We start from the raw sequence: 24,081 nt of genomic DNA, 5'->3' as shown, positions 1-24,081 counted from the left end.
CCATGTCACCGTTGACCCCGTACCGCCGTCTCTTCGCGCTGCCCGGCACCCGCGCCTTCACCCTCGGCAACCTCGTGGCCCGGCTGCCCATGGGGATGTTCAGCGTGAGCGCGGTCGTCATGATCGCCGGGGCGCGGGGTTCGTACGCGCTCGCCGGTGCCGTCACGGCGACGGGTCTCGCCACGACGGCCGTGGTCGCCCCCTGGACCGCGCGGCTCGTCGACCGCCACGGACAGGCCCGGGTGGCCGTGCCCGCCACGGCCTTCTCGCTGCTCGGCGCGACGGGACTGGTGGCGTGCGTGCGCTTCGGCGCGCCCGACTGGACCCTGTTCGCCGCGTACGCCGCCACCGCCACGACCCCCAACACGGGCGGCATGTCCCGCGCGCGCTGGGCCCACCTCCTCGAAGGGGACGCGGCGGCGCTGCACACCGCGAACTCCTTCGAGCAGGCCGTGGACGAGCTGTGTTTCATGCTGGGCCCGGTGCTCGCGGCCTTCCTGTGCGGGACGGTCGCCCCGGAGGCGGGCATGCTCGTGGGGTCCGCGCTGCTGATGACGGGTGTTCTGCTCTTCACGGCACAGCGTTCGACGCAGCCGCCGCCCCGGCCGGTCACCGCGTCCGGGTCGCCCGTGCTCGCGCCCGGAATGCCCCCGCTGCTGCTCTCCTTCCTCGCCACCGGAGCGGTGTTCGGCGCGATGGAGGTGGCCACGATCGCGTTCGCGGACGAGCGGGGACACCGGTCGGCCGCGGGCGTGGTGCTCGCCCTCCAGGCCGCGGGGTCGTGCGTGGCGGGCCTGGTCTTCGGCGCGCTGCGGCGGGGCGCTCCGTCGCCCGGACGCACGGCTCCCGCCGACCGCGCGGCGGGTTCTGCCGGGTACGTCGAACCGTTCGACGCCGAGGCGCTCGCCGCGCGGCGGTACGCGGTGTGTGTCGGCGCCATGGCTGTTCTGCTGACGCTTCCGCTCCTCGCCGTCCGGCTCTCCGGCTCGCTCCCGGTTCTCGCGGGTGCGCTGCTCGTGGCCGGCATGGCGACCGCTCCGACCATGGTCACCGGCATGACTCTGGTCCAGCGGCGCACACCCGAGGGCCGGCTGAACGAGGGCATGACGCTCGCGGTGACCGGCCTGCTGGGCGGGATAGCCGGCGGCTCCGCGGCGGGCGGATGGATGGTGGAGCGCTGGTCGCCGGCCGCCGCGTACACGGTCCCGGTCGTGGCGGCGACGACCGCGCTGGTGATCGCCGCGCTGGCTGCGAGAACGGGTACGGCACGGCGCCGGGAGCTGCGCCTCGGACTCGACCCGGCGAACACCGCCTGAGCTCCGGGCCGGCACCGCCGCCGTCCGGCCCGTCGAACCCCTGTCCCGATTCCGGTTCAGCCCATTGACGTGTTCACGGCTCCCACCTACCTTCCCCCGTCGAAGCGCTTCGACGTCATGCATCGAAACGATTCGACGACGGTGCATGACGGCCCGATACCCATCCGACTCCTCTGGAGGCAGTGGATGCTGACGAAACGACGGCGTGGGGCGGCGGCGGTGGCGGTGGCCCTGGCGGGCGCCCTGCTGGCGACGTCCTGCGGCGGCTCGGACAGCGGTTCCCCGGACGGCAAGACACTGAAGCTGTGGCACTACGAAGGTCCGGACAGCGCGATGGGGGTGGCCTGGAAGGAGGCCATCAAGGAATTCGAAGCGCAACACCCGGGCGTGCAGGTGAAGTTCGAGGAGAAGGGCTTCGAGCAGATCCAGAAGACCGCGCCCATGGTCCTGAACTCGAACGACGCCCCCGACATCATGGAGTACAACAAGGGCAACGCGACCGCCGGACTCCTGTCCAAGCAGGGGCTGCTGACCGATCTCACGGCCGAGGCCACCCGGCGCGGCTGGGACAAGAAGCTCAGCGCCGGCGTGAGGACCACGAGCCAGTACGACACGAACGGCGTCATGGGCTCGGGCAAGTGGTACGGCGTGCCCAACTACGCCGAGTACACGATGGTCTTCTACAACAAGGACCTCTTCGAGAAGTACGGGATCGCGGAGCCGACCACGTACGACGAACTGGTCTCCGCGATGGACGCGTTCGCGGCGAAGGGCGTCACCCCGCTCGCCAACGCGGGCGCCGAGTACATGGCCCAGCAGTACCTCTACCAGCTCGCCCTCTCCAGGGCCGACCGCTCCTGGGTCGACACGTACGAGCTGTACAAGGGCAAGGCCGACTTCCACGACACGGCCTGGAGCTACGCGGCGGACACCTTCGCCGACTGGGTGAAGAAGGGGTACATCTCCAAGAAGTCCAGCGGCACGAAGGCCGAGGACGCGGGCGTGTCCTGGATCCAGGGCAAGTCGCCGATCCTCTTCTCCGGAAGCTGGTGGTACGGACGCTTCGAGTCGGAGGCCAAGTTCGACTGGGACTCCGGCCTGTTCCCGGGCTCGAACCTCACCCTGGGCTCCGGCGGCAACCTGTGGGTGGTCCCCAAGGGCGCCGAGAACAAGGAACTGGCCTACGACTTCATCGACATCACCATGTCGAAGAAGATCCAGAACCTGCTGGGCAACAAGGGCGGTGTCCCGGTGGCCGCGGACACCTCCGCGATCACCGACGCCAGGACCAAGACCCTGATAGCCGACTACAACACCCTCTCGGGGCGTGACGGGCTCGCCTTCTATCCGGACTGGCCGGTGGCGGGCTTCTACGACACCCTCGTCTCCGAGACGCAGAAGCTGATCACCGGCAGCGAGAAGCCCGACGCCTACCTGGACAACCTCCAGAAGGCGTACGACAAGGGCGTACCGCAGCGATGACGGTGACCGCCGAACGCGGCGGGCGGGTGACCGGCCGGCAGGCCGAGGCCGGTCACCCTCACCGTCCGCGCACCTCGTACGCACTGTTCCTGCTGCCCGGAGCGGTGGCCTTCACGGCCGTCATCGTCGTGCCGTTCCTGATGAACACCGGGCTCGGCTTCACCGACTGGCAGGGCGTCGGCACCCCTTCGTGGACCGGGCTCGCCAACTACCGTGCCCTGGTGGACGACAGCGAGTTCTGGGCGTCGTTCCGGCACAGCCTGTTCATGGTGCTGGCGATGGCCCTCCTCCCGACGGCGATCGGACTCGTCCTGGCCGCGGCCCTGTTCGACTACATCGGCAGGCATTTCGGCAGCAGGATCGTGGCGGTGCTGCGGGCCTGCTACTACCTCCCCCAGGTACTGCCGATCGCGGTCGCCGGAATCGTGTGGAGCTGGATCCTCGCCCCCGACAACGGCTCGCTCAACGCGCTGCTCAAGGCCGCCGGTCTCGGCTCCTGGCAGCAGGACTGGCTCGGTGACCCGGACTTCGCGCTGTACAGCGTGATGGGGGTGATGGTCTGGGTGCAGCTCGGCTTCCCGCTGGTGGTCTTCATGGCGGGTCTCCAGCGCGTCGACCCGGAACTGCACGAGGCGGCCGAACTGGACGGCGCGGGCTGGTGGCGGCGGTTCTGGCACATCACGCTGCCGCAGATCCGCCCGGAGATCTCGGTCGTCCTGCTGTGGTGCACGATCGCCGCGCTGAAGGTGTTCGGGGCGGTCTACGTCCTGACGAAGGGCGGTCCGGGCGGAGCCACCGACGTGCCGTCGTACTTCTCCTTCGCGACCTTCTTCGAGAAGACCCAGGTCGGCTACGGCGCGGCCGTCTCCACCGTCCTGACCGTGATCATCCTGGCGCTGGCGCTGGTCGGGCTGAGGTTCCAGACCCGCGCCGAGGACGCCGAGGAAGGGGTCCGCGCATGACCGCCCTCCGCCGCTACCCGGTGCTCGTGGCGCTCGTCATCGGCGCCCTGTTCATGGTGCTGCCCTTCGCCGTGGTCGCCCTCAACGCGGTCAAGTCGCCCGCCGAGTACTCCGCGCACGGCCCCCTCAGCCTTCCGCGCGGCCTCTACCTCGACGGTCTCAGGGACTTCTGGCAACGTGTCGACTTCGGGCGGAAACTCCTCAACTCGGTCCTGATCTCCGGGTCGGTGGCGGCCCTGGCGGCCGTCCTGTCGGTCCTCAACGCGTACGCCATCGGCATCGGCCGGATCAGGGGCCGCACCTGGGTGCTCGCCTTCTTCGTCCTCGCCAACACACTGCCGCAGGAGGCGCTGGTCTACCCGCTCTACTACCTGAGCAAGCAGGCCGGCCTCTACGACACCAGGCTCAGCGTGATCATCGTGTTCGCGGTGATCCAGACGGCCTTCGGCACCTATCTCCTCTCCGCCGTCCTCGGGCGGTTCCCGCGCGAGATCATCGAGGCCGCTCGCATCGACGGGGCGAACCGGTGGCAGGTGCTGTGGCGGATCGTCGTCCCGGTCAGCCGCCCCACGATCGGTGTGCTGCTCGTCTTCTTCTTCGTCTGGACGTGGAACGAGTTCCTGCTCCCGCTGGTCATGCTGATCTCCAACGACAACCAGACCGTGTCGGTGGCCCTCGGCGTCCTCCAGGGACAGCGTCTGATGGACGCCACGATGACGAACGCGGCGGCCCTGCTGGGCGTGCTGCCCGCCGTCGTCTTCTTCCTCGTCTTCCAGCGGACCCTCACCCGCGGCATCGCCGTCGGCGCAGTGAAGTAAGGGGTAAGACAGTGAAGTTCACGGACGGCTACTGGCTGCTGCGCGAGGGCGTCACCGCGGCCCATCCGGTCGAGGTCCTCGATGTGACCTCGGGCCCCGGCGGCCTGGAGATCCACGCGCCGACACAGCCCATCCGGCACCGCGGGGACCTGCTGAAGGGACCGGTCGTGACGATCAGCGCCCACGCGCCGATGCCCGACGTCATCGGCGTCACGTTCACCCACTTCCAGGGCGAGGAACCCCGGGGCCCCCGGTTCGAGCTGCGCGAAACGGAGTTCACACCGCACACGGAGTACGACGACAGCCACGCGACCCTGACCTCGGGCGCCCTGTCCGTCCGGGTCGCCCGCACCACTCCCTGGCACATCGACTTCCTCGCGCACGGCCGCGTCCTCACCAGCAGCGGCCCCAAGGGCATGGGCATCATGCGGGACACGACCGGCGCCCACTATCTGCGCGAGCAGCTGGACCTCGGCGTCGGCACCCAGGTCTACGGCCTCGGCGAGCGGTTCGGGCCGCTCGTCAAGAACGGCCAGGTCGTGGACATGTGGAACGCCGACGGCGGGACCGCCACCGAACAGGCCTACAAGAACGTGCCGTTCTATCTGACGGACGCGGGCTACGGTGTCTTCGTCGACCATCCGGGCCGGGTCTCCTTCGAGGTCGGCTCGGAGGCGGTCTCCCGGGTCCAGTTCAGCGCCGAGGCCCAGCAGTTGACGTACTACGTCATCCACGGCCCGACCCCGAAGGACATCCTGCGCAAGTACACGGCGCTCACCGGTCGACCGGCCCTGCCGCCCGCGTGGTCCTTCGGCCTGTGGCTGTCGACGTCGTTCACCACCTCCTACGACGAGGACACCGTCACCTCCTTCATCGACGGCATGCGGGAACGCGAACTGCCGCTGTCCGTCTTCCACTTCGACTGCTTCTGGATGCGCGAGTTCAACTGGTGCGACTTCCGGTGGGACCCACGGGTGTTCCCCGACCCGGAGGGAATGCTGACGCGGCTGAAGGACAAGGGGCTGCGGATCTGCGTCTGGATCAACCCGTACATCGCGCAGCGCTCACCGCTGTTCGCGGAGGGGCGGGCCCTCGGACATCTGCTGCGGCGGCCGGACGGAAGCGTGTGGCAGTGGGACCTGTGGCAGCCGGGCATGGCGCTGGTCGACTTCACCAGCCCGGCCGCCCGGGACTGGTACGCCGGGAAGCTGGAGGCGCTGCTGGAGCAGGGCGTCGACTGCTTCAAGACGGACTTCGGCGAGCGGGTCCCGGTGGACGTGGCCTACGCCGACGGCGCCGACCCGGAGCGGATGCACAACTACTACACGTACCTCTACAACCAGACCGTGTTCGAGGTGCTCCGCAAACACCGGGGGGAGCAGGAGGCCGTCGTCTTCGCCCGTTCGGCGACCGCGGGGAGCCAGCGGTTCCCGGTGCACTGGGGCGGCGACTGCGAGGCGACGTACGCGTCGATGGCCGAGTCGCTGCGCGGCGGGCTCAGTCTCGGCATGTCGGGGTTCGGGTTCTGGAGCCACGACATCGGCGGCTTCGAGGGGACACCGACACCCGCCCTGTTCAAGCGGTGGATCGCCTTCGGGCTGCTGTCCTCGCACAGCCGGCTGCACGGCTCGTCCTCGTACCGCGTGCCCTGGCTGTTCGACGAGGAGGCCGTGGACGTCCTTCGGCTCTTCACCCGGCTCAAGCTCGGTCTCATGCCGTATCTGTACGAGGCCGCCCGCACCGCCCACGCGGAGGGGGTGCCGATGATGCGGGCCATGGTCCTGGAGTTCCCGGACGATCCGGGGTGCGCGCATCTGGAACGGCAGTACATGCTCGGTCCGGATCTGCTCGTCGCGCCCGTCTTCAGCGACGAGGGGGACGTCTCGTACTACGTGCCCGAGGGCACCTGGACCCCCTACCTCGGCGGACCGCCGGTGACCGGACCGCGCTGGGTGCGCGAGCGGCACGGGTTCCTGAGCGTGCCGCTGCTGGTGCGGCCTGGCGCGGTGATCCCGGTAGGCGCGGTGGACGACCGCCCCGAGTACGACCACGCCGACGGGGTCACCCTGCGCGCGTACGGCCTGAAGCGGGGTGCGCGGGTGACGGTGCCGGTCGGCCCGGTCATCTTCACCGTCGTGCGCGAGGGGAACACCCTGCGCGCGTCCTGCAGCGACCCGTCCGCGCCCTGGGGGCTGGCCGCGGACGGACGCGAGGTCCGGGCCCGCGCCGGGACGGGCTTCCTCTCCGTCGAGCTGGAGTCCGAGTGATGGTCAAGATCACCGATGTGGCGCGGCACGCCGGGGTGTCCCCGAGCACCGTCTCCTACGCCCTCAGCGGCAAGCGGCCGATCTCCGAGGCGACCCGGCAGCGCGTCGAGGAGAGCATCCGCCGGCTGGGCTACCGGCCCCACGCGGGGGCCAGGGCGCTGGCCAGCAGCCGGTCGAACGTCCTGGCGCTGGTCGTGCCGCTGCGGACGGGCATCCATGTGCCGGTGGTGATGCAGTTCGCGGTGTCGGTGGTGACGGCGGCCCGGCTGCACGACCACGACGTCCTGCTGCTCACCCAGGAGGAGGGCGAGGAGGGACTGCGCCGGGTCGCGGACACCGCGCTGGTGGACGCGCTGATCGTGATGGACGTCCAGCTCCACGATCCCCGGCTGCCGTCGCTGCGCGCGCTGGACCGGCCGTCGGTGCTCATCGGCTTCCCGGCCGCCCCCGACGGGCTCACCTGCATCGACCTGGACTTCAAGGCGGCCGGTGAGCTGTGCGTGGAGCGGCTCGCGGGGCTCGGGCACCGGGTCGTCGCGCTGGTCGGCTCGCCGCCGGAGGTGTACGTGCGGGGCACGGCGTTCGCGCAGCGGGTGGTGCAGGGGTTCACGGCCGCCGCCGACCGGAACGGCCTGGCCTCGTCCGTCCACCCCTGTGAGGCCTCGCCCGCCGCCGCACGCCGGGTGGCCGAGCAACTCCTGCGCGAACAGCCCGCGTTGACCGGTGTCGTGGTGCACAACGAGCCGGTTCTGGAACCGTTGATCGAGGCCTTCGAACAGCTCGGTCTGCGGGTTCCGGCGGATCTGTCCGTCACCGCGATCTGTCCGGACGAGCTCGCCGGGAGTCTGCGTGTCCCGGTCACCTCGATCGCCCTGCCGTCCGCCGAAGTGGGCGCGCGGGCGGTCGACCTCCTGATGAGAAAGCTGAACGGCACACCCTGCCCCGAGGCGACCCTGCTCACCCCCAGGATGACGGAGCGCGCCAGCACGGCACCCCGCACGCTGAATTCCTGACGACACGACGAAGGCCCCGCTGCCGGAGCAGCGGGGCCTTCGTCACGATATTCAGTTAAAACATGGGATGAGTGGAGATGGCGGGAATCGAACCCGCGTCCAACGGTGCAAAATCAGGGCTTCTCCGTGTGCAGTTCGCTGCGATTTTCTCAGCCCCGGCGATCACGCGAACAAGTCGCCGACGGGCTCAGTCACTGTTTGATTTCCCACCGAACCCCGTGACCGGGCTCGGTGGTTTAGTCCCCTAGATTATGCCAGGATCCGGGTCGGGAACACTCCCGGGCTGACACCCATTAAGGGTCCCTCACTCACTGCTTATTAGGCAGCGAGGGCGAAGGACTGGGAATCGCTCTTGGAATTGGCGATTATTTTTTGCGACATATGGTTTACGAGATCATTGCCGCTTCCTCGACACGCTTCCCCTGCTTCAACAGCCGCTGTCGAAACCGATCATCCCCATGTTGATTTTTCAAAGCTCGGCCCCTCCGAGGAGGAACCCCGCACCCGCTGTGAGGTGCATTGCCATCCTACGTGACCAACGCACGACGGTGCCAGCCTATTCCGCGGGCCCCGCCCGCCGTGCCGCCCGGCCTTCCCGGGCGTCGCTCGCCTGGCCGCCCGGCGCCCTACTCGCCGCGCTGCTTCCGCTTGGCCGCCGCGATCACGCGGTCCGACTCGCGCCGGTCCTGCTTCTCGCGCAGGGTCTGCCTCTTGTCGTACTCCTTCTTGCCCCGGGCGAGCGCGATCTCCGCCTTCGCCCGGCCGTCCTTGAAGTACAGGGCGAGCGGGACGATCGTGTGACCCGTCTCCTGGGTCTTCGCCTCCAGCTTGTCGATCTCCTCGCGGTGCAGGAGGAGCTTGCGCTTGCGGCGCACGGTGTGGTTGGTCCAGGTGCCCTGGCTGTACTCCGGGATGTGGGCGTTGTGCAGCCACGCCTCGTTCCCGTCGATCTGGACGAAGCCGTCCGCCAGCGAGGCGCGGCCCTGGCGCAGCGACTTGACCTCGGTGCCGGTCAGGACGAGCCCGGCCTCGTAGGTGTCGATGATCGCGTAGTCGTGCCGCGCCTTCTTGTTCTGCGCGACGATCTTGCGCTTGCCGTCCTTGACCTTGCCGGAGGCCTGGCCGCCCTGCTTGGGCTGGGACTCCTTCGGTACGTACATTCCCTTGCTCATAGTGCTGGCCATTTTCGCACTACAGGGGGGCTCGGGGGAAAGCCGATTACCGGGTCCGCGGTCCGCGGGTCAGGGAAGGTCCCCGAGACCGCTCACTACGGTCTCGGCGCGCTTCAGCGGCTCCTTGTCCGCCTCCAGGTCGGGGGTGATGCCCCGGCCGTCGACGGAGCGGCCCGCGGGGGTGCGGTAGTGGCCGACGGTCAGCTCGGCGACGGAGCCGTCGGGCAGCCGGCTCGGCATCTGCACCGAGCCCTTGCCGAAGGTCCTGGAACCCACGACGACCGCGCGCCCGCGGTCCTGGAGGGCCCCGGTGAGCAGCTCGGCCGCGCTCATCGTGCCGCCGTCCACGAGCGTGACCAGGGGTCTGGCGGTGTCGCCGCCGGCGTCCGCGTGCAGGGCGCGCTGGGCGCCGTTCACGTCGTACGTGGCCACGAGGCCGCCGTCGAGGAAGGCCGAGGCGGTGGTGACGGCCTCGGCGACCAGGCCGCCGGAGTTGCCGCGCAGGTCGAGGACGATCCCGGCCCGGGCCGGTGCCCTGCCGACGGCGGTCCGTACGGCGTCGCCCACGCCCTTGGTGAAGGCGTCGACCTTGATCAGGGTGACCCGGCCGGGAAGGCTGCTGACGGTCACGGAGTCCGTGGAGAGTCTGGCGCGGCGCAGGGTCCGGCTCCACGACTGCGTGCCGCGCTCCAGCCCGAGGGAGACCTTCGTGCCGGCGGTCGCCGCGTCGGCGTCGCCGCGCAGTAACGAGACCACCTCGGTGACCGGCCGGCCGTCCACCTTCGCGCCGTCGACGGTGCGCAGCAGGTCGCCCTTGCGGATGCCCGCGGCGGCGGCGGGTGAGCCGGCGCTGACGCGGGTGACCTCGATCCGCCCGTCGCTCTCGCGGCGGGCCCACAGGCCGACACCGGTGTACTGGCCGTCCAGGGCCTCCTCGAACTCCTCGTACTCGCCCTGGGAGTAGACGGCGCCCCAGCGGTCTCCGCTGCGGCTGACGGCCCGTTCGGCGGCCTCCATGGGGGATTTGCCGTCGGCCATCGCCTCGGCGGCGGCCTGGGTGACCTCGTCGTGACGGCGCGCCGAGGCCGAACCGGGCGTCGGGTCAGTGGTCTTCCGGACGGAGTCGGAGAACGATCCGGTGGCCGCACCGGCGACGAGGACACTCGCGAACACCAATGTCAGGGCCGCCCCGCGGCGGATGCGGCGGGGCTCGCAGAACAGGTCACGGCCTGACATGCCGGTGAGTCTAGGACAACGCGAAGGGCCGCACCGCCGGTTGACGGTACGGCCCTCTTGGGATGCGTCACACCTTCAGGTACTTGCGCAATGCGAAGAACGCGGCCAGCGCGGGCATCAGCAGGCTCGTCGCGAGGATGAGCGGGAGCTTGGTCAACACGGCGTCCCAGCCGATGAAGTTGATCAGGTTGAGCTTCTCGGACAGCGCCAGGCCGTGGTCGATGATGAAGTACCGGGCGATCAGCAGGAAACCGCAGGCGACACCGCCGCCGATGAGTCCGGCGACCGCGGCCTCCGCGATGAACGGCGCCTGGATGTAGAAGCCGGAGGCGCCGACGAGCCGCATGATGCCGGTCTCGCGCCGCCGGCTGAACGCCGAGACGCGCACCGTGTTGACGATCAGCATCAGGGCGACGACGAGCATCATCGCCATCACCGCGCGCGCGGCCCAGTTCATGCCGTTGAGCAGCCCGAACAGGTTGTCCAGGATGCCCTTCTGGTCCTGGACGGACTGCACGCCGTCCCGGCCGTCGAAGGCGGTCGCGATGACCTGGTACTTCTCCGGGTCCTTCAGCTTGATCCGGTACGACTCCTGCATCTGGTCCGGCGTGAGGGAGCTGGCCAGCGGGGAGTCGCCGAACTGCTCCTTGTAGTGCTTGTACGCCGCGTCCGAGGACTCGTAGGTGACCTTCTGGACGACCGTGGACATCTTGCCCAGGTCGGCGACGATCTGCTTCTTCTGGTCACTGGTCACCGCGCCCCTGGCGCAGTGCGGGTCGGACTCGGCGTCGCTCTTGTTGCAGAGGAAGATCGAGACGTTGACCTTGTCGTACCAGTAGCCCTTCATGGTGTTCACCTGGTCGCTCATCAGGAGCGAGCCGCCGAACAGGGCGAGCGAGAGGGCGACCGAGACGACGACCGCGAAGGTCATGGTCAGGTTGCGTCGGAGACCGACACCGATCTCCGACAGAACGAACTGCGCGCGCATGGCGTCTTCCTCAGACCTTTCCGTGGACGATGATCAGTGCTGGTAGCCGTAGACGCCGCGCGCCTGGTCGCGGACGAGACGGCCCTTCTCCAGCTCGATGACGCGCTTGCGCATCTGGTCCACGATGTTCTGGTCGTGCGTCGCCATCAGGACCGTGGTGCCCGTCCGGTTGATCCGGTCGAGCAGTTTCATGATGCCCACGGAGGTCTGTGGGTCGAGGTTTCCGGTCGGCTCGTCGGCGATGAGGAGCTTGGGCCGGTTCACGAAGGCTCTCGCGATGGCCACACGCTGCTGCTCACCACCGGACAGCTCGCCGGGCATCCGGTCCTCCTTGCCGCCCAGGCCGACGAGGTCGAGCACCTGGGGCACGGACTTGCGGATCTCGCCGCGGGACTTGCCGATGACCTCCTGGGCGAAGGCCACGTTCTCGGCGACCGTCTTGTTGGGCAGGAGACGGAAGTCCTGGAACACGGTCCCCAGCTGGCGGCGCATCTGCGGCACCTTCCAGTTGGAGAGGCGCGCGAGGTCCTTGCCCAGGACGTGCACCTGGCCTTGGCTGGTCCGCTCCTCGCGGAGGATCAGCCGCAGGAAGGTGGACTTTCCGGAGCCGGAGGACCCCACGAGGAACACGAATTCTCCGCGCTCGACCTCCAGGGAGACATCCCTGAGAGCGGGGCGGGTCTGCTTGGGGTAGACCTTGGAGACATTGTCGAATCGGATCACAGGTGCACCACGGGTCGCCGGGGGTAGGTGTGCGTGACCATACGCGAACCGGGTGTACGAGCGCAGTCGGCGTACGGGGTTGCGTACGGCTTGCACGATTTGTCACGGATCCGAGACGCGATTCACACCCGGCCGGACGGGCTGAGAGTACTCCGGGCGGGGCAGGACAAGGGGGGCCGCGCCGAATTCCGCGGAACCTGGCACAGTGGTAGGGGAACGGTTGCGTTCGCCGCAGCGTTAACAGAGCGATGTGTACGCGTGAGTGCTGCGTACGCGGAGACGTCGCAAGGAGGGCCGGCGCATGACGTACGACCGACTGGTATGCGCTAACTGCGCGGCACCCGTCAGCGAGGGCCGCTGCCGCGTCTGCCGCGCGAACCGGGAGCGGCTCCAGCAGGAGAGCCCCTTCGCGGGACTCAACCCCATGGCACTGATCGCCCTGCTCGCGGTACTGATCGCGGCACTGGCACTGGTGGCCCACCAGACGGTGTGAGAGCCGCCGGGACGGTCCGGCACGGCCGCCGTCACACCTGACACGGGAAGGGCCCGGAGCGAGCTGCTCCGGGCCCTTCGTCGCACGGGCGCGTGTCAGACGGCGGCACCGCCGCGGCCGCCGGCGAGACGCGGCATCAGACGGAAGCCGATACCACCGGCGATCATCGTGGCGGCACCGATGAGCAGGAACGTGGTCTGACCGGCACCGGTCTCGGCCAGCGCGCCGTCCTTGCCCTGGGCCTGGGTGTCCGAACCGGTGTCGGTGAGGGCGGAGGAGCCCTCCTCCTGGGCGCTGGATCCACCGTTGGGGTCGGCGTCGTTGCCGCCGCCACCGGTGCCGCCCGTGCCGTTCTCCGCCGGGGCGGAGCTGCTGCCGGTGCCGGGTTCCTCGGTCGGGTCCGGGTCCTCGGTCGGCTCGGTCGCGGTCGGGGCCGGCTCGGTGGGCTCGGTCTCCGTGGGCGCCGGCTCGGTGGGCTCGGGCTCGGTCGGCGCCGGGTCCGTAGGCGCCGGGTCCGTCGGGGCCGGGTCCGTCGGGGCCGGGTCCGTCGGGATGCCGGTCGGGTCCGGGGTCGGGTCGGCGGTGGTCGCCGTGAGACCGACATTGAGGTCGAGCGCCGAGGCGGCACCAGCCGCCGTCAGTGAGGCACCGGCGGCGATCACCGCGCCGGCGGCTATCCGCGCCGCGCGGATCCGCGTCTTCTTGGTCATGTTCCTGCTACCCCCAGTAGCTGATCGTCAATGGAGCAGCGCCCGGAGCCACGGCGTCACAGGAGATTGCGTTCGACCCCCCGGTTCACATGCGCCCCGGTGATACGCATGCCACCCGTCACCCTTCCCAGTTTTCAAAGCAGCGTCAAGGTCGTTGCGTACGCGATGTCCGGAACACCATCGTTTGCCTGGCCTGAGGACATGTGACTGTGACGGAAAACCCATACAGCCCATACAAACGAAGGCAACTGCCGCCCGGTGGGCGGCAGTTGCCTTGTCGACAAAGAGATTTCAGCGGGGGCGGAGAACGTCCGCCCGCACCGCTTCTGTCGTGTGCTTACTTCTCCTGCTGCTTGCGCCAGCGAATTCCGGCCTCCAGGAAGCCGTCGATCTCGCCGCCGAACACGGCCTCGGGGTTGCCGACTTCGAACTCCGTGCGCAGGTCCTTGACCATCTGGTACGGGTGCAGGACGTACGAACGCATCTGGTTTCCCCAGGAGTTGCCGCCGTCGCCCTTGAGGGCGTCCATCGCGGCCTGTTCCTCCTGCCGGCGCCGCTCCAGAAGCTTGGCCTGCAGAACGTTCATGGCCGAGGCCTTGTTCTGGATCTGCGACCGCTCGTTCTGGCACGAGACGACGATGCCGGTGGCGAGGTGGGTCAGGCGCACCGCGGAGTCGGTGGTGTTGACGCCCTGGCCGCCGGGGCCGGACGAGCGGTACACGTCGATCCGGAGCTCGGACTCGTCGATCTCGATGTGGTCGGTCTGCTCGACGACCGGCAGGATCTCGACACCGGCGAAGGAGGTCTGGCGGCGCCCCTGGTTGTCGAACGGCGAGATGCGCACCAGGCGGTGCGTGCCCTGCTCCACGGAGAGCGTGCCGTACGCGTACGGCACGTGGACGGCGAAGGTGGTGGACTTGATGCCCGCCTCTTCCGCGTACGAGGTCTCGTAGAGCTCCGTCTTGTAGCCGTGGCGCTCGGCCCAGCGCAGGTACATGCGCTGGAGCTTCTCGGCGAAGTCGGAGGCGTCGACGCCTCCGGCCTCGGCACGGATGGTGACGACGGCCTCACGGGAGTCGTACTCGCCGGACAGGAGGGTACGCACCTCCATCTCGTCCAGCGCCTTCTTGACGGCGACGAGCTCGGTGTCGGCCTCGGCGCGGGTGTCCGGGTCGTCCTCCTCCTCGGCCATCTCGAAGAGCACGCTCAGATCGTCGATACGCCCGCGGAGCGCCTCGGCCTTCCTGACCTCCGCTTGGAGGTGGCTCAGCTTGCTGGTGATCTTCTGCGCCTCGTCCGGGTCGTCCCACAGGGACGGCGCGGCCGCCTGCTCCTCGAGCACGGCGACATCTGCCCTCAGCTTGTCGAGGTCCAGGACGGCCTCGATCGACTCCATGGTCGAGGAGAGGGACTTGAGCTCTTCGGATACATCGACGACTGCCACGCCTCCAGCGTAACGGTTACGGCAACCGGGCCCGCCCCTCGTCCCCGGGGGACCCCCGGCCAGGGACCGGAAGCCCCGAAAACGTGTCTCGCCCCCTCCGCCCCTGCCCGTCCCGTATCCGGGGGCTGCCGCCCCCGGACCCCCGCTTCGGCCCGAACGGCCTCGTCCTCGATCGTCGGACGGGCCGAGAATCAGCCCCTCCGGCGTTTGAGGAGCGGGGTCTGGGGCGGAGGCCCCAGGTACGGGACGGACAGGGGCGGAGGGGGCGGAAGAAGGCCTTTCCCGGCGCACCGGCCGGGGGTCAGGGCGAGGCCGGGGCCGAATTCTTCGTGTCCTGGGGGGCCGCGTCGTCGTCGCCGGAGGTGGCGAGCCAGGTACCGACGCCCACCGCGGCCACGAGGGCGACCGCCGCCGCCCCCAGGGTGATCCGCCGCCGCCGGGCGGAGGCACGGTGCCGGGCGGAACCGGGACGGGGCGCGCCCGCGGCCCGGGGCACGCGAGCCGTCCCCCGGGCCCCGCCGGCCAGCTCGTCGGGTGCCGGTACCCGCATCGAGGTGTGGGTGTCCCGGTTCGAGTCCGGCGCGGCCCCCGGCACGAGGGGCACGGCCCCGCGCCGCTCGCGCGCCGCGGCGGGCGCCGACGGCTCCGCGCTCTCCTCGTACTCCTCGTCCCCGTCCGCGGAGTCCGCGTCCGGGGAGTCCACGTCCAGCGGCGGCATCCCGGCCAGCAGCGGGAGCTGCTCCCGCAGCCGCGCGCCCAGCTCGGAGGCCCGCAGCCGGGACGCGGGCGCCTTGGCCAGACACTGCACGAGCAGCTGCCAGAGCTCGTCCGGGATGCCCGGGAGCGGGACCACCGTCTCGGTGACATGGCGGCGCAGGACCGCGCCGGGGTGTCCGCCCCCGAAAGGCGTGAAGCCGGCGAGCAGCTCGTAGAGCACGGTCGCCAGCGCGTAGATGTCGACGGCGGCGCGCGGCGGCAGGCCCTCGACGATCTCGGGCGCGAGGTAGTCCGGCGTACCGATGATCTTCGTGACCCGGGTCCGGCGCGGCGAGTCGATGAGCTTGGCCACTCCGAAGTCGGTCAGGAGGGCCGGATGGGAGCCGCCGGGGCCGAGCGGGCCCTGCATGTCGAGCAGGACGTTCTCGGGCTTCACATCGCGATGGACGACCCCGGCGGCGTGCGCGGCGGCGAGTCCGTCCGCCACGTCGGCGACGATCGCGACCGCGGCCTCCGGGGCGAGCCTGCGCTCCCGGTCGAGCCGGGTGCGCAGGTCGGTGCCCCGGACGAGGTCCATGACGAGGGCGAGGTCGTTGCCGTCCACCACCAGGTCGCGCACCGCCACCACGTGGGGGTGGTCGAGGCCGAGCAGCGCGGTGCGCTCCTGCACGAAGCGCCCCACCAGTTCCTGGTCGGACGCGAGGTCCTCGCGCAGCAGCTTGATGGCGACGGGGCCCTCGGGCCCCTCGCCCAGCCACACCGTGCCGGCGCTCCCCCGCCCCAGGATCTGGTGCGCGGTGTACCTGCTGCCGATCTTGCGTGCCAAGACTGCTCCTACAGACGCGTGTTGCCGCTTAAAGTACGCGCCCGCGGAGCCAACCTTCACTCCCGAGACCGAAATCACCCGTCAGATGTCGACAAGTCCCCAGAGTCGGCTGCCCGGGGGTGCCCGGATCAGTTGCCCGAGCCGCCCGAGGGGTCCTTCGAGCCGAGATCCCCGATCCAGTTGCTGACTTGGTCGTACCGGTAGGTCAGCTCGTCCCAGAAACCCCTGGTGGAGTGGATCCAGTCCTGGAGGGGACTGAATTCCCAGATCAGCCAGCCGGCCACGAAGAAGATGACGATCGTGAACAGGCACCCCTTGAGGCAGCCGAGTCCCGGGATCTTCATGGGGTTGGCGCTGCCCTGGCGGGGCTCGCGCTGCTGGCGGGGGGCGGGCTGCTGCGGCCGCTGCGGCTCCGGCGCGTAGCGCTGCGGCTGGGGCTGCTGCTGGGGCGCGGGGGCGTAGCGCTGCGGCTGCTGCGGCTGCTGGTGCTGCGGCTGCCGGCCCTGCTGCGGATAGCCGTATCCGGGCGGCGGCTGCTGGCCCTGCTGCGGACGCTGCCGCTGGGGCTGCTGGGGCTGCTGCGGTCGGGCGACCTGGCGCTGCGGGCGGTGGCGCAGCGGGTCCTCGTTCGGGTCGAGGTACTGGACCTGCGTCTGTTCGTTGCGGTCGCGGGCCGCGCGCATCTGGTTCTGCCAGGGGTGCGGGTCCTCGCCCTGGCCGGGCTGTCCGCCCGGCTGGTTCTGGGGCACGGGCGGCAGCACGGCGGTCGGGTCGGCCGCGCCGGCGGTGTGCGGCAGCACGCTGGTGGCGCCGTACGGGTCGTAGGAGCCCGCTCCCTGCGGCAGCACCTGTGTGGCGTCGGCCGCGCCGGGGATGTCCGGGACGTGGGCCGGGGCCGGGTCGGGGGCGAGCAGGGCGCCCACGCCCTCGGCGGCGGCGATCTGCGCCGGTGAGGCGTGCACCCCGATGCCCGAGGCGACGGCACGCAGTCCGCGCGCGAGGTTCTCGGCGCTGGGCCGTTCGTCCGGGTTCTTGCGCAGGCAGCGCTCTATGACGGTCCACAGCGGGTCCGGGACGGTCGAGGGGCGGCGCGGTTCGGCGCTCAGGTGCTGGTGCAGCACTTCGAGGGCGGACCCGCCGGCGAACGGCGGCCGCCCGGTGACCAGCTCGTACATCAGGATGCCGGCGCCGTAGATGTCGACGGCGGACGTCTGGGGGCGTCCCTCGGCGGACTCCGGGGCGACATACGCGGGCGTGCCGACGAATTCGTGGGTCCGGGTGAGGCCGGGGGAATCGGCGAGCCGCGCGATGCCGAAGTCGGTCAGCATCGGGTGCATCTGGCCGGCGTCCTGCTTGAGCAGGACGTTCGCGGGCTTCAGGTCGCGGTGCACGACGCCGTCGGCGTGGCTGGCGGCGAGCGCGTCGGCGATCTGGGCGGTGAGCAGCGAGGCCGCGACGGGCGAGAACGGCCCGTTCTCGCGCAGGTAGCGGTGCAGGTCGGGGCCGTCGACCAGGTCCATGACGAGGGCGAGGAGATCGCCTTCGACGACGAGGTCGCGCACCCGCACGATGTTCGGGTGGGTCAGGCGCAGCAGCACCGACCGCTCGCGGAGGAACCGCATCACGATGTCGGCGTCGCTCGCGAGCTCTTCCTTCAGGACCTTGATCGCCACGGTCTCGCCGGGCTGCCCGGCGACGGCCGCCTCGGCGCCCGCGGTCTCCCGCTGGCGGGCTCGCCAGACCGTGCCTGTGGCGCCGCGCCCCAGCGGCTCCTCAAGGAGGTACTTGCTCCCTACCGGCCGCACGTCATGCGCTCCCTGTTGCTTGCTTGCCTGGTCCGTCCACCGTGATCACCGTGGTACAGGAGTTTCCGACCCACTCTAGTGCCGCCCTGCCTGGCGAAGGGCTGTCCCGCCCGTGTGCTTTCCCATAGGTCCCGTGCGCACCTGTGGTTCGCATAAGCGCTTACGTAGGCGCTCCCGTCCACGTTCGACGGAAAGTCGACGGAAAGTCGCTCGCACGTGTTCGACGGAAAGACGCTCACTCCGGTCGCTTGGTTGCCGCGACGGGCCGTGAGCGATCTCAAGCCGACATCGGGCGGGCACTGGTCAGGAACTTTTACGGGCAGAGCCGACCAATCAAGATCACTTACGGGTGGGGGGCGGGCGTGTTGTCGGCGGCAGGTGCGAGGATGCCTCCAGTTACTGGCCGACGTGCCCGTGCGCGGTGGGGGGATCTGCGGTGGGGGACCGCAGCGCAGCCTCGTCCTCGTCGCGGACACCTGCGCGGAAGGGACCCCTGACGGCGATGCAGATCCGGCTGACCGTCGTAGACCCGCTGGGCCCGCCCTCGGAGCCGCGGGGGCGAGCCACGGCCTGCGATGTGCTGGTGACCGCGCCCGCCGGGACGGCGCTGGCCGCGGTCGCGTCGGGGCTGGCCGCGGCGGTCGGGGGAAGCGGGGGCACCTCCCAGGGGGAGCGGGGCCGTGAGTCCGGCGGGGGCCAGATCGTGCTCTACGCGGGCGCGGAGCGGCTCGACGCCCAGCGCTGCACGCTCGGCGAGCCGCCGCTGACCGACGGCGCCGTGCTCTGTCTGGGCGCGCCCGCCGAGCCGGGTCCCGACCTGGACGACGTCTCGGCCCAGCTCCATGTGATCGCGGGGCCCGACGCCGGAGGCGTCCACCTGCTGCACGGAGGCCAGATCCGCATCGGCCGCTCCGCGGACGCCGACGTGCCCCTGGACGACCCCGACGTGTCCCGCCTGCACTGCGCGGTCACCGTCACTCCCGACGGCCGTGTCTCGGTCGCCGACATCGGCTCCACGAACGGCACGACGCTCGACGGCTCCCGCGTCGGCAGCCGCCCCGTCCCCTTCGCCGCGGGCGCGCTGCTGCGCGTCGGCGAGTCCGCCCTGCGGCTCTGCCCTCCGGGAGGCCCGGGCCTCGTGGAGACGGCTCCGGACGGCGAGGGCCATGTGAGGGTGCGGGCCGGGTCCGCCGGGGACGATCCCTCCCGGGCCCGCGGGACCGACGGGCCAGGCGCTCCGGCCCCCGCCGGTGCCACCGCCCGGCGGGACACCGCCTCCGCGGCCGTGGGCGGCTTCCCCACGGAGACCTCACCGGGCGCCTCGCCCACCGGATCGGGCGCGGACTCCCCGGCGCAGCCGGGTTCCCCGCAGGGCGCCGCGCAGCCGCGCGGTGCCGTGCCCCACGCGCGCGGGGAGAGCGCCTCCTTCGCCCGGGGGAGCGTCATACCGCCCGTGGGCGAGACGCATCACGCCTACGGGACCGCCGAGTGGGGCGCCTCCGCCAGCGGCGTCCCCGGAGGGCTGGAGCACGGGCGGGCGGTGCCCCCCGCCGTGCCGGAGCAGGGCGGGGCGCCCCGGATCGAGAGCGGGCCGCGGGGCTCGACGACGGAGGGCCGCGGGTCCGGCACCGGCGCGTCCCCGCGCGAGGCGGATCGCCCCGGCGGGTCCGGGGAGACGCCCGGCGAACGGACCGGAACGCGGGCCGCGCGCCCGGAGACTTTCGGTCCCGGCGCCGCCGACGCGACCGGCACCCCCCGGGCAAGCGTCCCCGGCCCGCGCACGGGCACGCCGACGCCGGGCACGGACATCCCGCCGGGGGTGCGCAGGCGGGGCGGTATCGGCGCGTGGGCCCGGCGTCTGGCCGGCGGCCGCGGAGGACCGTCCCAGGCCGCGCCGGAGGCGTACGAGGACGGAACCGTCGCGGTGGAGGAGCTCCTTCCCGCCGTGCATCGCTCGCCCGAGAGCTGGCCCGACCCGGCGACCCTGCTGCTCACCGCGCTGGGCCCCGGCCCCCGGCTGTGGGAGCGGAGCCCCGGCCACCCCGAGGCACTGACGGTACGGCTGGGCACGGCCGACCGGGCCGCGCCGGACGGTTCGGGCCTGCTGCCCGCGGTGCCGGTGACCGCCGGGCTGCGGGAGGCCGGCTCACTGGGCCTGGCCGGACCGCGTGCGCGTCTGTCGGGGCTGGCCCGCGCGGTCGTCGCGCAGCTCGCCGCGCTGCACTCCCCCGACACCCTGGAGATCGTCCTCGTCAGCACCGACCGGACCCGCCCCGTGGAGGAGCGCACCGCCGAGTGGTCCTGGCTCGGCTGGCTCCCCCATCTGCGTCCCTCGCACGGCCAGGACTGCCGTCTGCTGCTCGCGTACGACCGCGAGCAGGCGGCGGCGCGCACGGACGAGCTCCTGCGCCGCCTGGAGGACCACCTCGCGGAGGCGGAGGGCGCGCCGGGCGTCCGTGGTCCGCTGTCCGGGAGCGCCGGTGCCACGGTTCCGGCCGCCCGGTCCGCGACGCACGACGCCGACGCCACTCGCGCCGGACACGTGGCCGCACCCGGTGGGAGCGGTGCGCGGGACACGGTACGAAGGCCGTCCTGGGCGCGGGCCGACGACGCGGCCGAGGGGTACGACGGCCCGTACACGGTGGTGATCGTGGACGGGGACCCCGGGGGCGCCGATGTGCGGGAGGCCTTGACGCGCCTCGCGCACGACGGCCCGCGGGCCGGAATCCATCTGCTGTGCCTCGCCGAGACCGCTGCCGCCTCGCCCGCGTCACCGGTGAGCGAGACCTACGAAGCGGCGTGCGAGGCGTCGCCCGCGTTCCGCGAGTGCGGGGCGGTGGCCCTGCTGAGCGGGGACGTGGCCACGGCTCTGCGGCTGCTGCGGGTGGCACCGGGCGGCAGCGGCGGGATCACCCCGGAAGGGGCCCTGCACGACGGAGCCGAGGGCACCGGGCGGGGATTCCCGGGAGCCGGGCACACCTCACCGGCGCACTCCGGTCCCCGGAACGACGGAGCCACCCACACCGGCGTCCCGCGCCCCGCGTCCGGACGGCACGACGGTCCGGGCGGGCGCGCCGGCACCGCCGCGTCCCGCACGGGCCGTACGTCCTCCGGCGCCGGTGGCCGGTTGCCGCGTGGCCCCCTGGGGCACGGCACCGTCGCCGCCGTGGACGCCGTGTCCCTCGCCTGGGCCGAGCGGTTCGCCCGGTCCCTCGCCCCGCTGCGGACGGACGGCGGGCTCGGGGACCGGCACACGCGCGTGTCGGCGCCCCTGCCCCAGACGGCCCGTCTGCTCGACGAGTTGGGGCTGGCGCGGGCCACCCCCGCCTCCCTGATGGCACGTTGGGCGGACGCCGCGGACGACAGCGAGGCGTTCGGCGGACGGGCGCGGGCGGTGCTCGGCGCGGGCCCGCGCGGACCCGTCGCCGTCGACCTGCCCGTCGAGGGCCCGCATCTGCTCATCGAGGGCCCGCCGGGCAGCGGCCGTACGGAACTGCTGCGCTCGGTCGCCGCGTCCCTCGCCGCCGCCGAACGGCCCGACCGGCTCGGGATCGTCCTGATGGACGGCCGCGACGGAACCGCGGCCCATGGCGGCGCGGGCGGCGGGGAAGGCCTTCAGGCCTGCACCGACCTGCCGCACGTCACCACGCATCTGACGGCCAACGACCCCGTACGGATGCGGGAGTTCGCCCAGTCGCTGAGTGCCGAGCTGAAGCGGCGTTCCGAGCTGCTGGGCCGCCTCGGTTTCGCGGAGTGGCATGCCGGGCGGACGGTCCCCGGCCGGATCGTGGCCCAGCGCTCGGGCGGCAGTTCGCCGGGCGGGACCTCGTCCCTGGGGGCCTCGGACCTCGACACCCCGTCCAGCTCGACGCTGCGGCTGCGCCCCGCCGCCGCCCGCCGGCAGACCGAGCCGGGGCCCGCGCTGGCCCGGCTGGTCGTGGTCGTCGACGACCTGGACGCCCTGCTGGCACCGCCGCTGGGGTCCCCGGGACGCCCGGCGGCCGGTTCGGTCGTACGGGCGCTGGAGGCCGTCGTCCGGGAGGGCGACCGGCTCGGGGTGCACCTCGTGGCGGCGTCCGGCGACGACGGCCGTACGGCGGCGTCGGAACTGGCGCGTTCCGCCGCGCTGCGCGTCATCCTCGACACGCCGTCTCCAGGCCCGGAGGAACCCGCCCCCGGGCGTGGCCGGCTGCTGCTCCCGGACGGCCGGGAGACCTCGTTCCAGGGCGGACGGGTCACGGGCCGTATTCCCCGGACGGCGACCCTGCGCCCCACGGTCGTTCCCCTGGAGTGGCACCGCATGGGCGACCCGCCGGCCCGGCGCCCGGTCCGCGAGCTGGGCAACGGACCCACGGACCTGGCCCTGCTCGCCAGCGCCCTGGAACGAGCCGCGCGTTCCGTCTCCGCCACCGAGGTGCCTTCGCTGCTGTAGCCCGCGCCCGGGGTGGCCTCGCCGCCCCGGCCCGCGCCCGCGACACCCCTGGCCGCGCACGTCACGGGGACGGTGCCGCTCCCGCCCGCGTGCGGCCGAGCGGCGCCGGCGCGCCCGGCGATCCATGACGTGACATCACGACCCCGTCACGATCGCGCACTTGACACCACCGGCGGTCTTGCCGCCCCCGAGTGGGCAGGCGTAGACCGGAGTGATCGGGGCAGCAGCCGCTTTGACGTTCGACGAAGAACGAAGAACGGGGCAGTGATGCGCAGCATTCCTCAGATACGCAGGTCGCCCGGTCACTCCACCCGCCGCTCGCGCGGAGCCGCGCGGGCCGCCGCGGCCGCCGTCGTCGCGGGTGCGCTCACGCTGACGGCGTGCGGTGGCGGCGGCGATGACGACAAGGGAAGCGACGGCGGCAAGGCCACGGAGAGCGGCGGCGCGGGCTCCGTCACCCTGCCCAAGCTCGACGGCGCCACCCTGGAGGTCGCCGCCGTCTGGACCGGGGCGGAACAGGCCAACTTCAAGAAGGTGCTGGCGGAGTTCGAGAAGCGCACCGGCGCCAAGGTCACCTTCGTACCGGCGCAGGACCCGATCATCAACTTCCTCGGTTCGAAGATCGCGGGCGGTGCGCCCCCGGACGTGGCGCTGCTCCCCCAGGTCGGCGCGGTGAAGCAGGCGGTCGACAAGGGGTGGGCGAAACCCGTCGGCCCGGACGCGCAGGCGCAGTTGACGAAGAACTACGCGCAGGGCTGGCAGGACCTCGGCAAGGTCGGCGGCAAGCAGTACGCCGTGTACTACAAGGCCGCCAACAAGTCGCTGATCTGGTACAACACCAAGGTCTTCGAGAACGCGGGGGCCAAGGAGCCCAAGACCTGGAAGGAGTTCCTGACCACCGCGCAGACCGTCTACGACTCCGGCGTCACCCCGGTCTCGGTCGCCGGCGCCGACGGCTGGACGCTCACCGACTGGTTCGAGAACGTCTACCTCTCCCAGGCGGGACCCGAGAAGTACGACCAGCTCGCCCAGCACAAGATCAAGTGGACGGATCCGTCCGTGAAGGACGCGCTGACCACGCTCGCCGAGGTCTGGGGCGACAAGAACCTCATCGCGGGCGGTCCGGACGGCGCGCTCCAGACGGAGTTCCCGGCCTCGGTCACCCAGACGTTCACCGGCGGCGACCAGCCGAAGGCGGGCATGGTCTTCGAGGGCGACTTCGTGGGCGTCAACATCGCGGAGACCAAGGCGAAGATCGGGACGGACGCGAAGGTGTTCCCGTTCCCGGCGGTCGGCGGCGGCCAGGCCCCGGTGGTCAGCGGTGGTGACGCGGCCGTCGTCCTGAAGGACTCGAAGGCGGCCCAGGCGCTCCTGACCTTCCTGGCCTCGCCCGACGCGGCGACCGTCCAGGCCAAGCTCGGCGGCTATCTGTCCCCCAACAAGAACGTGGCCCCCTCCGCCTATCCGAACGCCGTCCAGCGGGCCATGGCCGAGGCGCTGATCGCGGCCGGCGACGACTTCCGCTTCGACATGTCCGACCAGGCCCCGCAGGCCTTCGGCGGGACGCCCGGCAAGGGCGAGTGGAAGGACCTCCAGGACTTCCTGAAGAACCCGAAGGACGTGGCGGGGACGCAGGCGAAGCTCGAATCGGACGCCGCAGCGGCCTACAAGGGCTGA

Annotated in this window: 17 protein-coding genes and 1 other RNA gene; 9 read left to right on the top strand and 9 right to left on the bottom strand. The window is 71.6% G+C overall.

Annotated elements, in window-relative coordinates:
• Window positions 1–2: 2 nt before the first annotated feature.
• From OG780_RS25580 to OG780_RS25555, 6 genes are all read left to right on the top strand, one after another.
• Window positions 3–1,316, top strand: a complete 1,314-nt coding sequence (locus OG780_RS25580; RefSeq protein ID WP_328451887.1) for an MFS transporter — start codon at window positions 3–5, stop codon at window positions 1,314–1,316.
• A gap of 186 nt (window positions 1,317–1,502) precedes the next feature.
• Window positions 1,503–2,798: an extracellular solute-binding protein gene (locus OG780_RS25575; protein ID WP_328451885.1), complete on the top strand. Its 1,296-nt coding sequence runs from the start codon at window positions 1,503–1,505 to the stop codon at window positions 2,796–2,798.
• Window positions 2,795–3,760 (top strand): carbohydrate ABC transporter permease, encoded by a 966-nt coding sequence (locus OG780_RS25570; protein WP_328451884.1) that lies wholly within the window; start codon window positions 2,795–2,797, stop codon window positions 3,758–3,760. Before OG780_RS25575 ends, OG780_RS25570 begins: the two co-directional genes overlap by 4 nt.
• Window positions 3,757–4,578: a carbohydrate ABC transporter permease gene (locus tag OG780_RS25565; protein ID WP_328451883.1), complete on the top strand. Its 822-nt coding sequence runs from the start codon at window positions 3,757–3,759 to the stop codon at window positions 4,576–4,578. The genes OG780_RS25570 and OG780_RS25565 overlap by 4 nt, the downstream gene beginning before the upstream one ends.
• Before the next feature lie 11 nt (window positions 4,579–4,589).
• Window positions 4,590–6,845 (top strand): alpha-xylosidase, encoded by a 2,256-nt coding sequence (gene yicI, locus OG780_RS25560; RefSeq protein WP_328451881.1) that lies wholly within the window; start codon window positions 4,590–4,592, stop codon window positions 6,843–6,845.
• On the top strand, window positions 6,845–7,858 hold the full coding sequence (locus OG780_RS25555) for a LacI family DNA-binding transcriptional regulator (RefSeq protein WP_328451879.1): 1,014 nt from the start codon (window positions 6,845–6,847) through the stop codon (window positions 7,856–7,858). Before yicI ends, OG780_RS25555 begins: the two co-directional genes overlap by 1 nt.
• Before the next feature lie 69 nt (window positions 7,859–7,927).
• Here OG780_RS25555 and ssrA read toward each other — a convergent pair.
• From ssrA to ftsE, 5 genes are all read right to left on the bottom strand, one after another.
• Window positions 7,928–8,316, bottom strand: a transfer-messenger RNA (tmRNA) gene (gene ssrA, locus OG780_RS25550).
• A gap of 168 nt (window positions 8,317–8,484) precedes the next feature.
• Window positions 8,485–9,030, bottom strand: coding sequence for an SsrA-binding protein SmpB (gene smpB / locus OG780_RS25545; protein WP_328451877.1), 546 nt, complete (start codon window positions 9,028–9,030; stop codon window positions 8,485–8,487).
• A 69-nt stretch (window positions 9,031–9,099) separates the two neighbouring features.
• A complete protein-coding gene (locus tag OG780_RS25540) occupies window positions 9,100–10,266 on the bottom strand; it encodes a S41 family peptidase (protein WP_328451875.1) in 1,167 nt (388 codons plus the stop codon).
• Between the two features lie 67 nt (window positions 10,267–10,333).
• Complete coding sequence (ftsX, locus tag OG780_RS25535; protein WP_328451873.1) at window positions 10,334–11,254, bottom strand: permease-like cell division protein FtsX; 921 nt, start codon at window positions 11,252–11,254, stop codon at window positions 10,334–10,336.
• A gap of 33 nt (window positions 11,255–11,287) precedes the next feature.
• Window positions 11,288–11,977: a cell division ATP-binding protein FtsE gene (gene ftsE, locus OG780_RS25530; protein ID WP_037619290.1), complete on the bottom strand. Its 690-nt coding sequence runs from the start codon at window positions 11,975–11,977 to the stop codon at window positions 11,288–11,290.
• Window positions 11,978–12,278: 301 nt separating this feature from the next.
• On the opposite strand from ftsE, the gene OG780_RS25525 reads away from it, so the two are divergent.
• Entirely contained in the window at window positions 12,279–12,470 is a 192-nt protein-coding gene (locus OG780_RS25525; protein ID WP_326787440.1) for a hypothetical protein, read from the top strand.
• A gap of 95 nt (window positions 12,471–12,565) precedes the next feature.
• Here OG780_RS25525 and OG780_RS25520 read toward each other — a convergent pair whose 3' ends face one another.
• The 4 genes from OG780_RS25520 to OG780_RS25505 all read right to left on the bottom strand — a co-directional run bounded on the left by OG780_RS25520 (window position 12,566) and on the right by OG780_RS25505 (window position 17,972).
• A complete protein-coding gene (locus OG780_RS25520) occupies window positions 12,566–13,180 on the bottom strand; it encodes a hypothetical protein (RefSeq protein WP_328451869.1) in 615 nt (204 codons plus the stop codon).
• A 337-nt stretch (window positions 13,181–13,517) separates the two neighbouring features.
• Window positions 13,518–14,624 (bottom strand): peptide chain release factor 2, encoded by a 1,107-nt coding sequence (prfB, locus tag OG780_RS25515; protein ID WP_328451867.1) that lies wholly within the window; start codon window positions 14,622–14,624, stop codon window positions 13,518–13,520.
• Window positions 14,625–14,925: 301 nt separating this feature from the next.
• Window positions 14,926–16,167 (bottom strand): serine/threonine-protein kinase, encoded by a 1,242-nt coding sequence (locus tag OG780_RS25510; RefSeq protein WP_328451865.1) that lies wholly within the window; start codon window positions 16,165–16,167, stop codon window positions 14,926–14,928.
• A gap of 128 nt (window positions 16,168–16,295) precedes the next feature.
• Window positions 16,296–17,972, bottom strand: a complete 1,677-nt coding sequence (locus OG780_RS25505; protein ID WP_328451863.1) for a serine/threonine-protein kinase — start codon at window positions 17,970–17,972, stop codon at window positions 16,296–16,298.
• A gap of 502 nt (window positions 17,973–18,474) precedes the next feature.
• On the opposite strand from OG780_RS25505, the gene OG780_RS25500 reads away from it, so the two are divergent.
• Together OG780_RS25500 and OG780_RS25495 are read left to right on the top strand one after the other, a co-directional pair.
• Window positions 18,475–22,404, top strand: coding sequence for an FHA domain-containing protein (locus tag OG780_RS25500; protein WP_328451861.1), 3,930 nt, complete (start codon window positions 18,475–18,477; stop codon window positions 22,402–22,404).
• A gap of 267 nt (window positions 22,405–22,671) precedes the next feature.
• Entirely contained in the window at window positions 22,672–24,081 is a 1,410-nt protein-coding gene (locus tag OG780_RS25495) for an ABC transporter substrate-binding protein (protein WP_328451859.1), read from the top strand.

Origin of the sequence: Streptomyces sp. NBC_00386, from assembly GCF_036063235.1 — a bacterium.
Taxonomy (GTDB): Bacteria; Actinomycetota; Actinomycetes; order Streptomycetales; family Streptomycetaceae; genus Streptomyces.
This window is presented reverse-complemented; position numbering and strand designations above follow the sequence as displayed.

Bases quoted from the DNA above. Each gene is read 5' to 3' on its own strand.
- OG780_RS25580 (WP_328451887.1), top strand. From the start codon at position 3: ATGTCACCGTTGACCCCGTACCGCCGTCTCTTCGCGCTGCCCGGCACC.
- OG780_RS25575 (WP_328451885.1), top strand. From the start codon at position 1,503: ATGCTGACGAAACGACGGCGTGGGGCGGCGGCGGTGGCGGTGGCCCTG.
- OG780_RS25570 (WP_328451884.1), top strand. From the start codon at position 2,795: ATGACGGTGACCGCCGAACGCGGCGGGCGGGTGACCGGCCGGCAGGCC.
- OG780_RS25565 (WP_328451883.1), top strand. From the start codon at position 3,757: ATGACCGCCCTCCGCCGCTACCCGGTGCTCGTGGCGCTCGTCATCGGC.
- OG780_RS25555 (WP_328451879.1), top strand. From the start codon at position 6,845: ATGGTCAAGATCACCGATGTGGCGCGGCACGCCGGGGTGTCCCCGAGC.
- smpB (WP_328451877.1), bottom strand. From the start codon at position 9,030: ATGAGCAAGGGAATGTACGTACCGAAGGAGTCCCAGCCCAAGCAGGGC.
- OG780_RS25540 (WP_328451875.1), bottom strand. From the start codon at position 10,266: ATGTCAGGCCGTGACCTGTTCTGCGAGCCCCGCCGCATCCGCCGCGGG.
- ftsX (WP_328451873.1), bottom strand. From the start codon at position 11,254: ATGCGCGCGCAGTTCGTTCTGTCGGAGATCGGTGTCGGTCTCCGACGC.
- OG780_RS25525 (WP_326787440.1), top strand. From the start codon at position 12,279: ATGACGTACGACCGACTGGTATGCGCTAACTGCGCGGCACCCGTCAGC.
- OG780_RS25520 (WP_328451869.1), bottom strand. From the start codon at position 13,180: ATGACCAAGAAGACGCGGATCCGCGCGGCGCGGATAGCCGCCGGCGCG.
- OG780_RS25500 (WP_328451861.1), top strand. From the start codon at position 18,475: ATGCAGATCCGGCTGACCGTCGTAGACCCGCTGGGCCCGCCCTCGGAG.
- OG780_RS25495 (WP_328451859.1), top strand. From the start codon at position 22,672: ATGCGCAGCATTCCTCAGATACGCAGGTCGCCCGGTCACTCCACCCGC.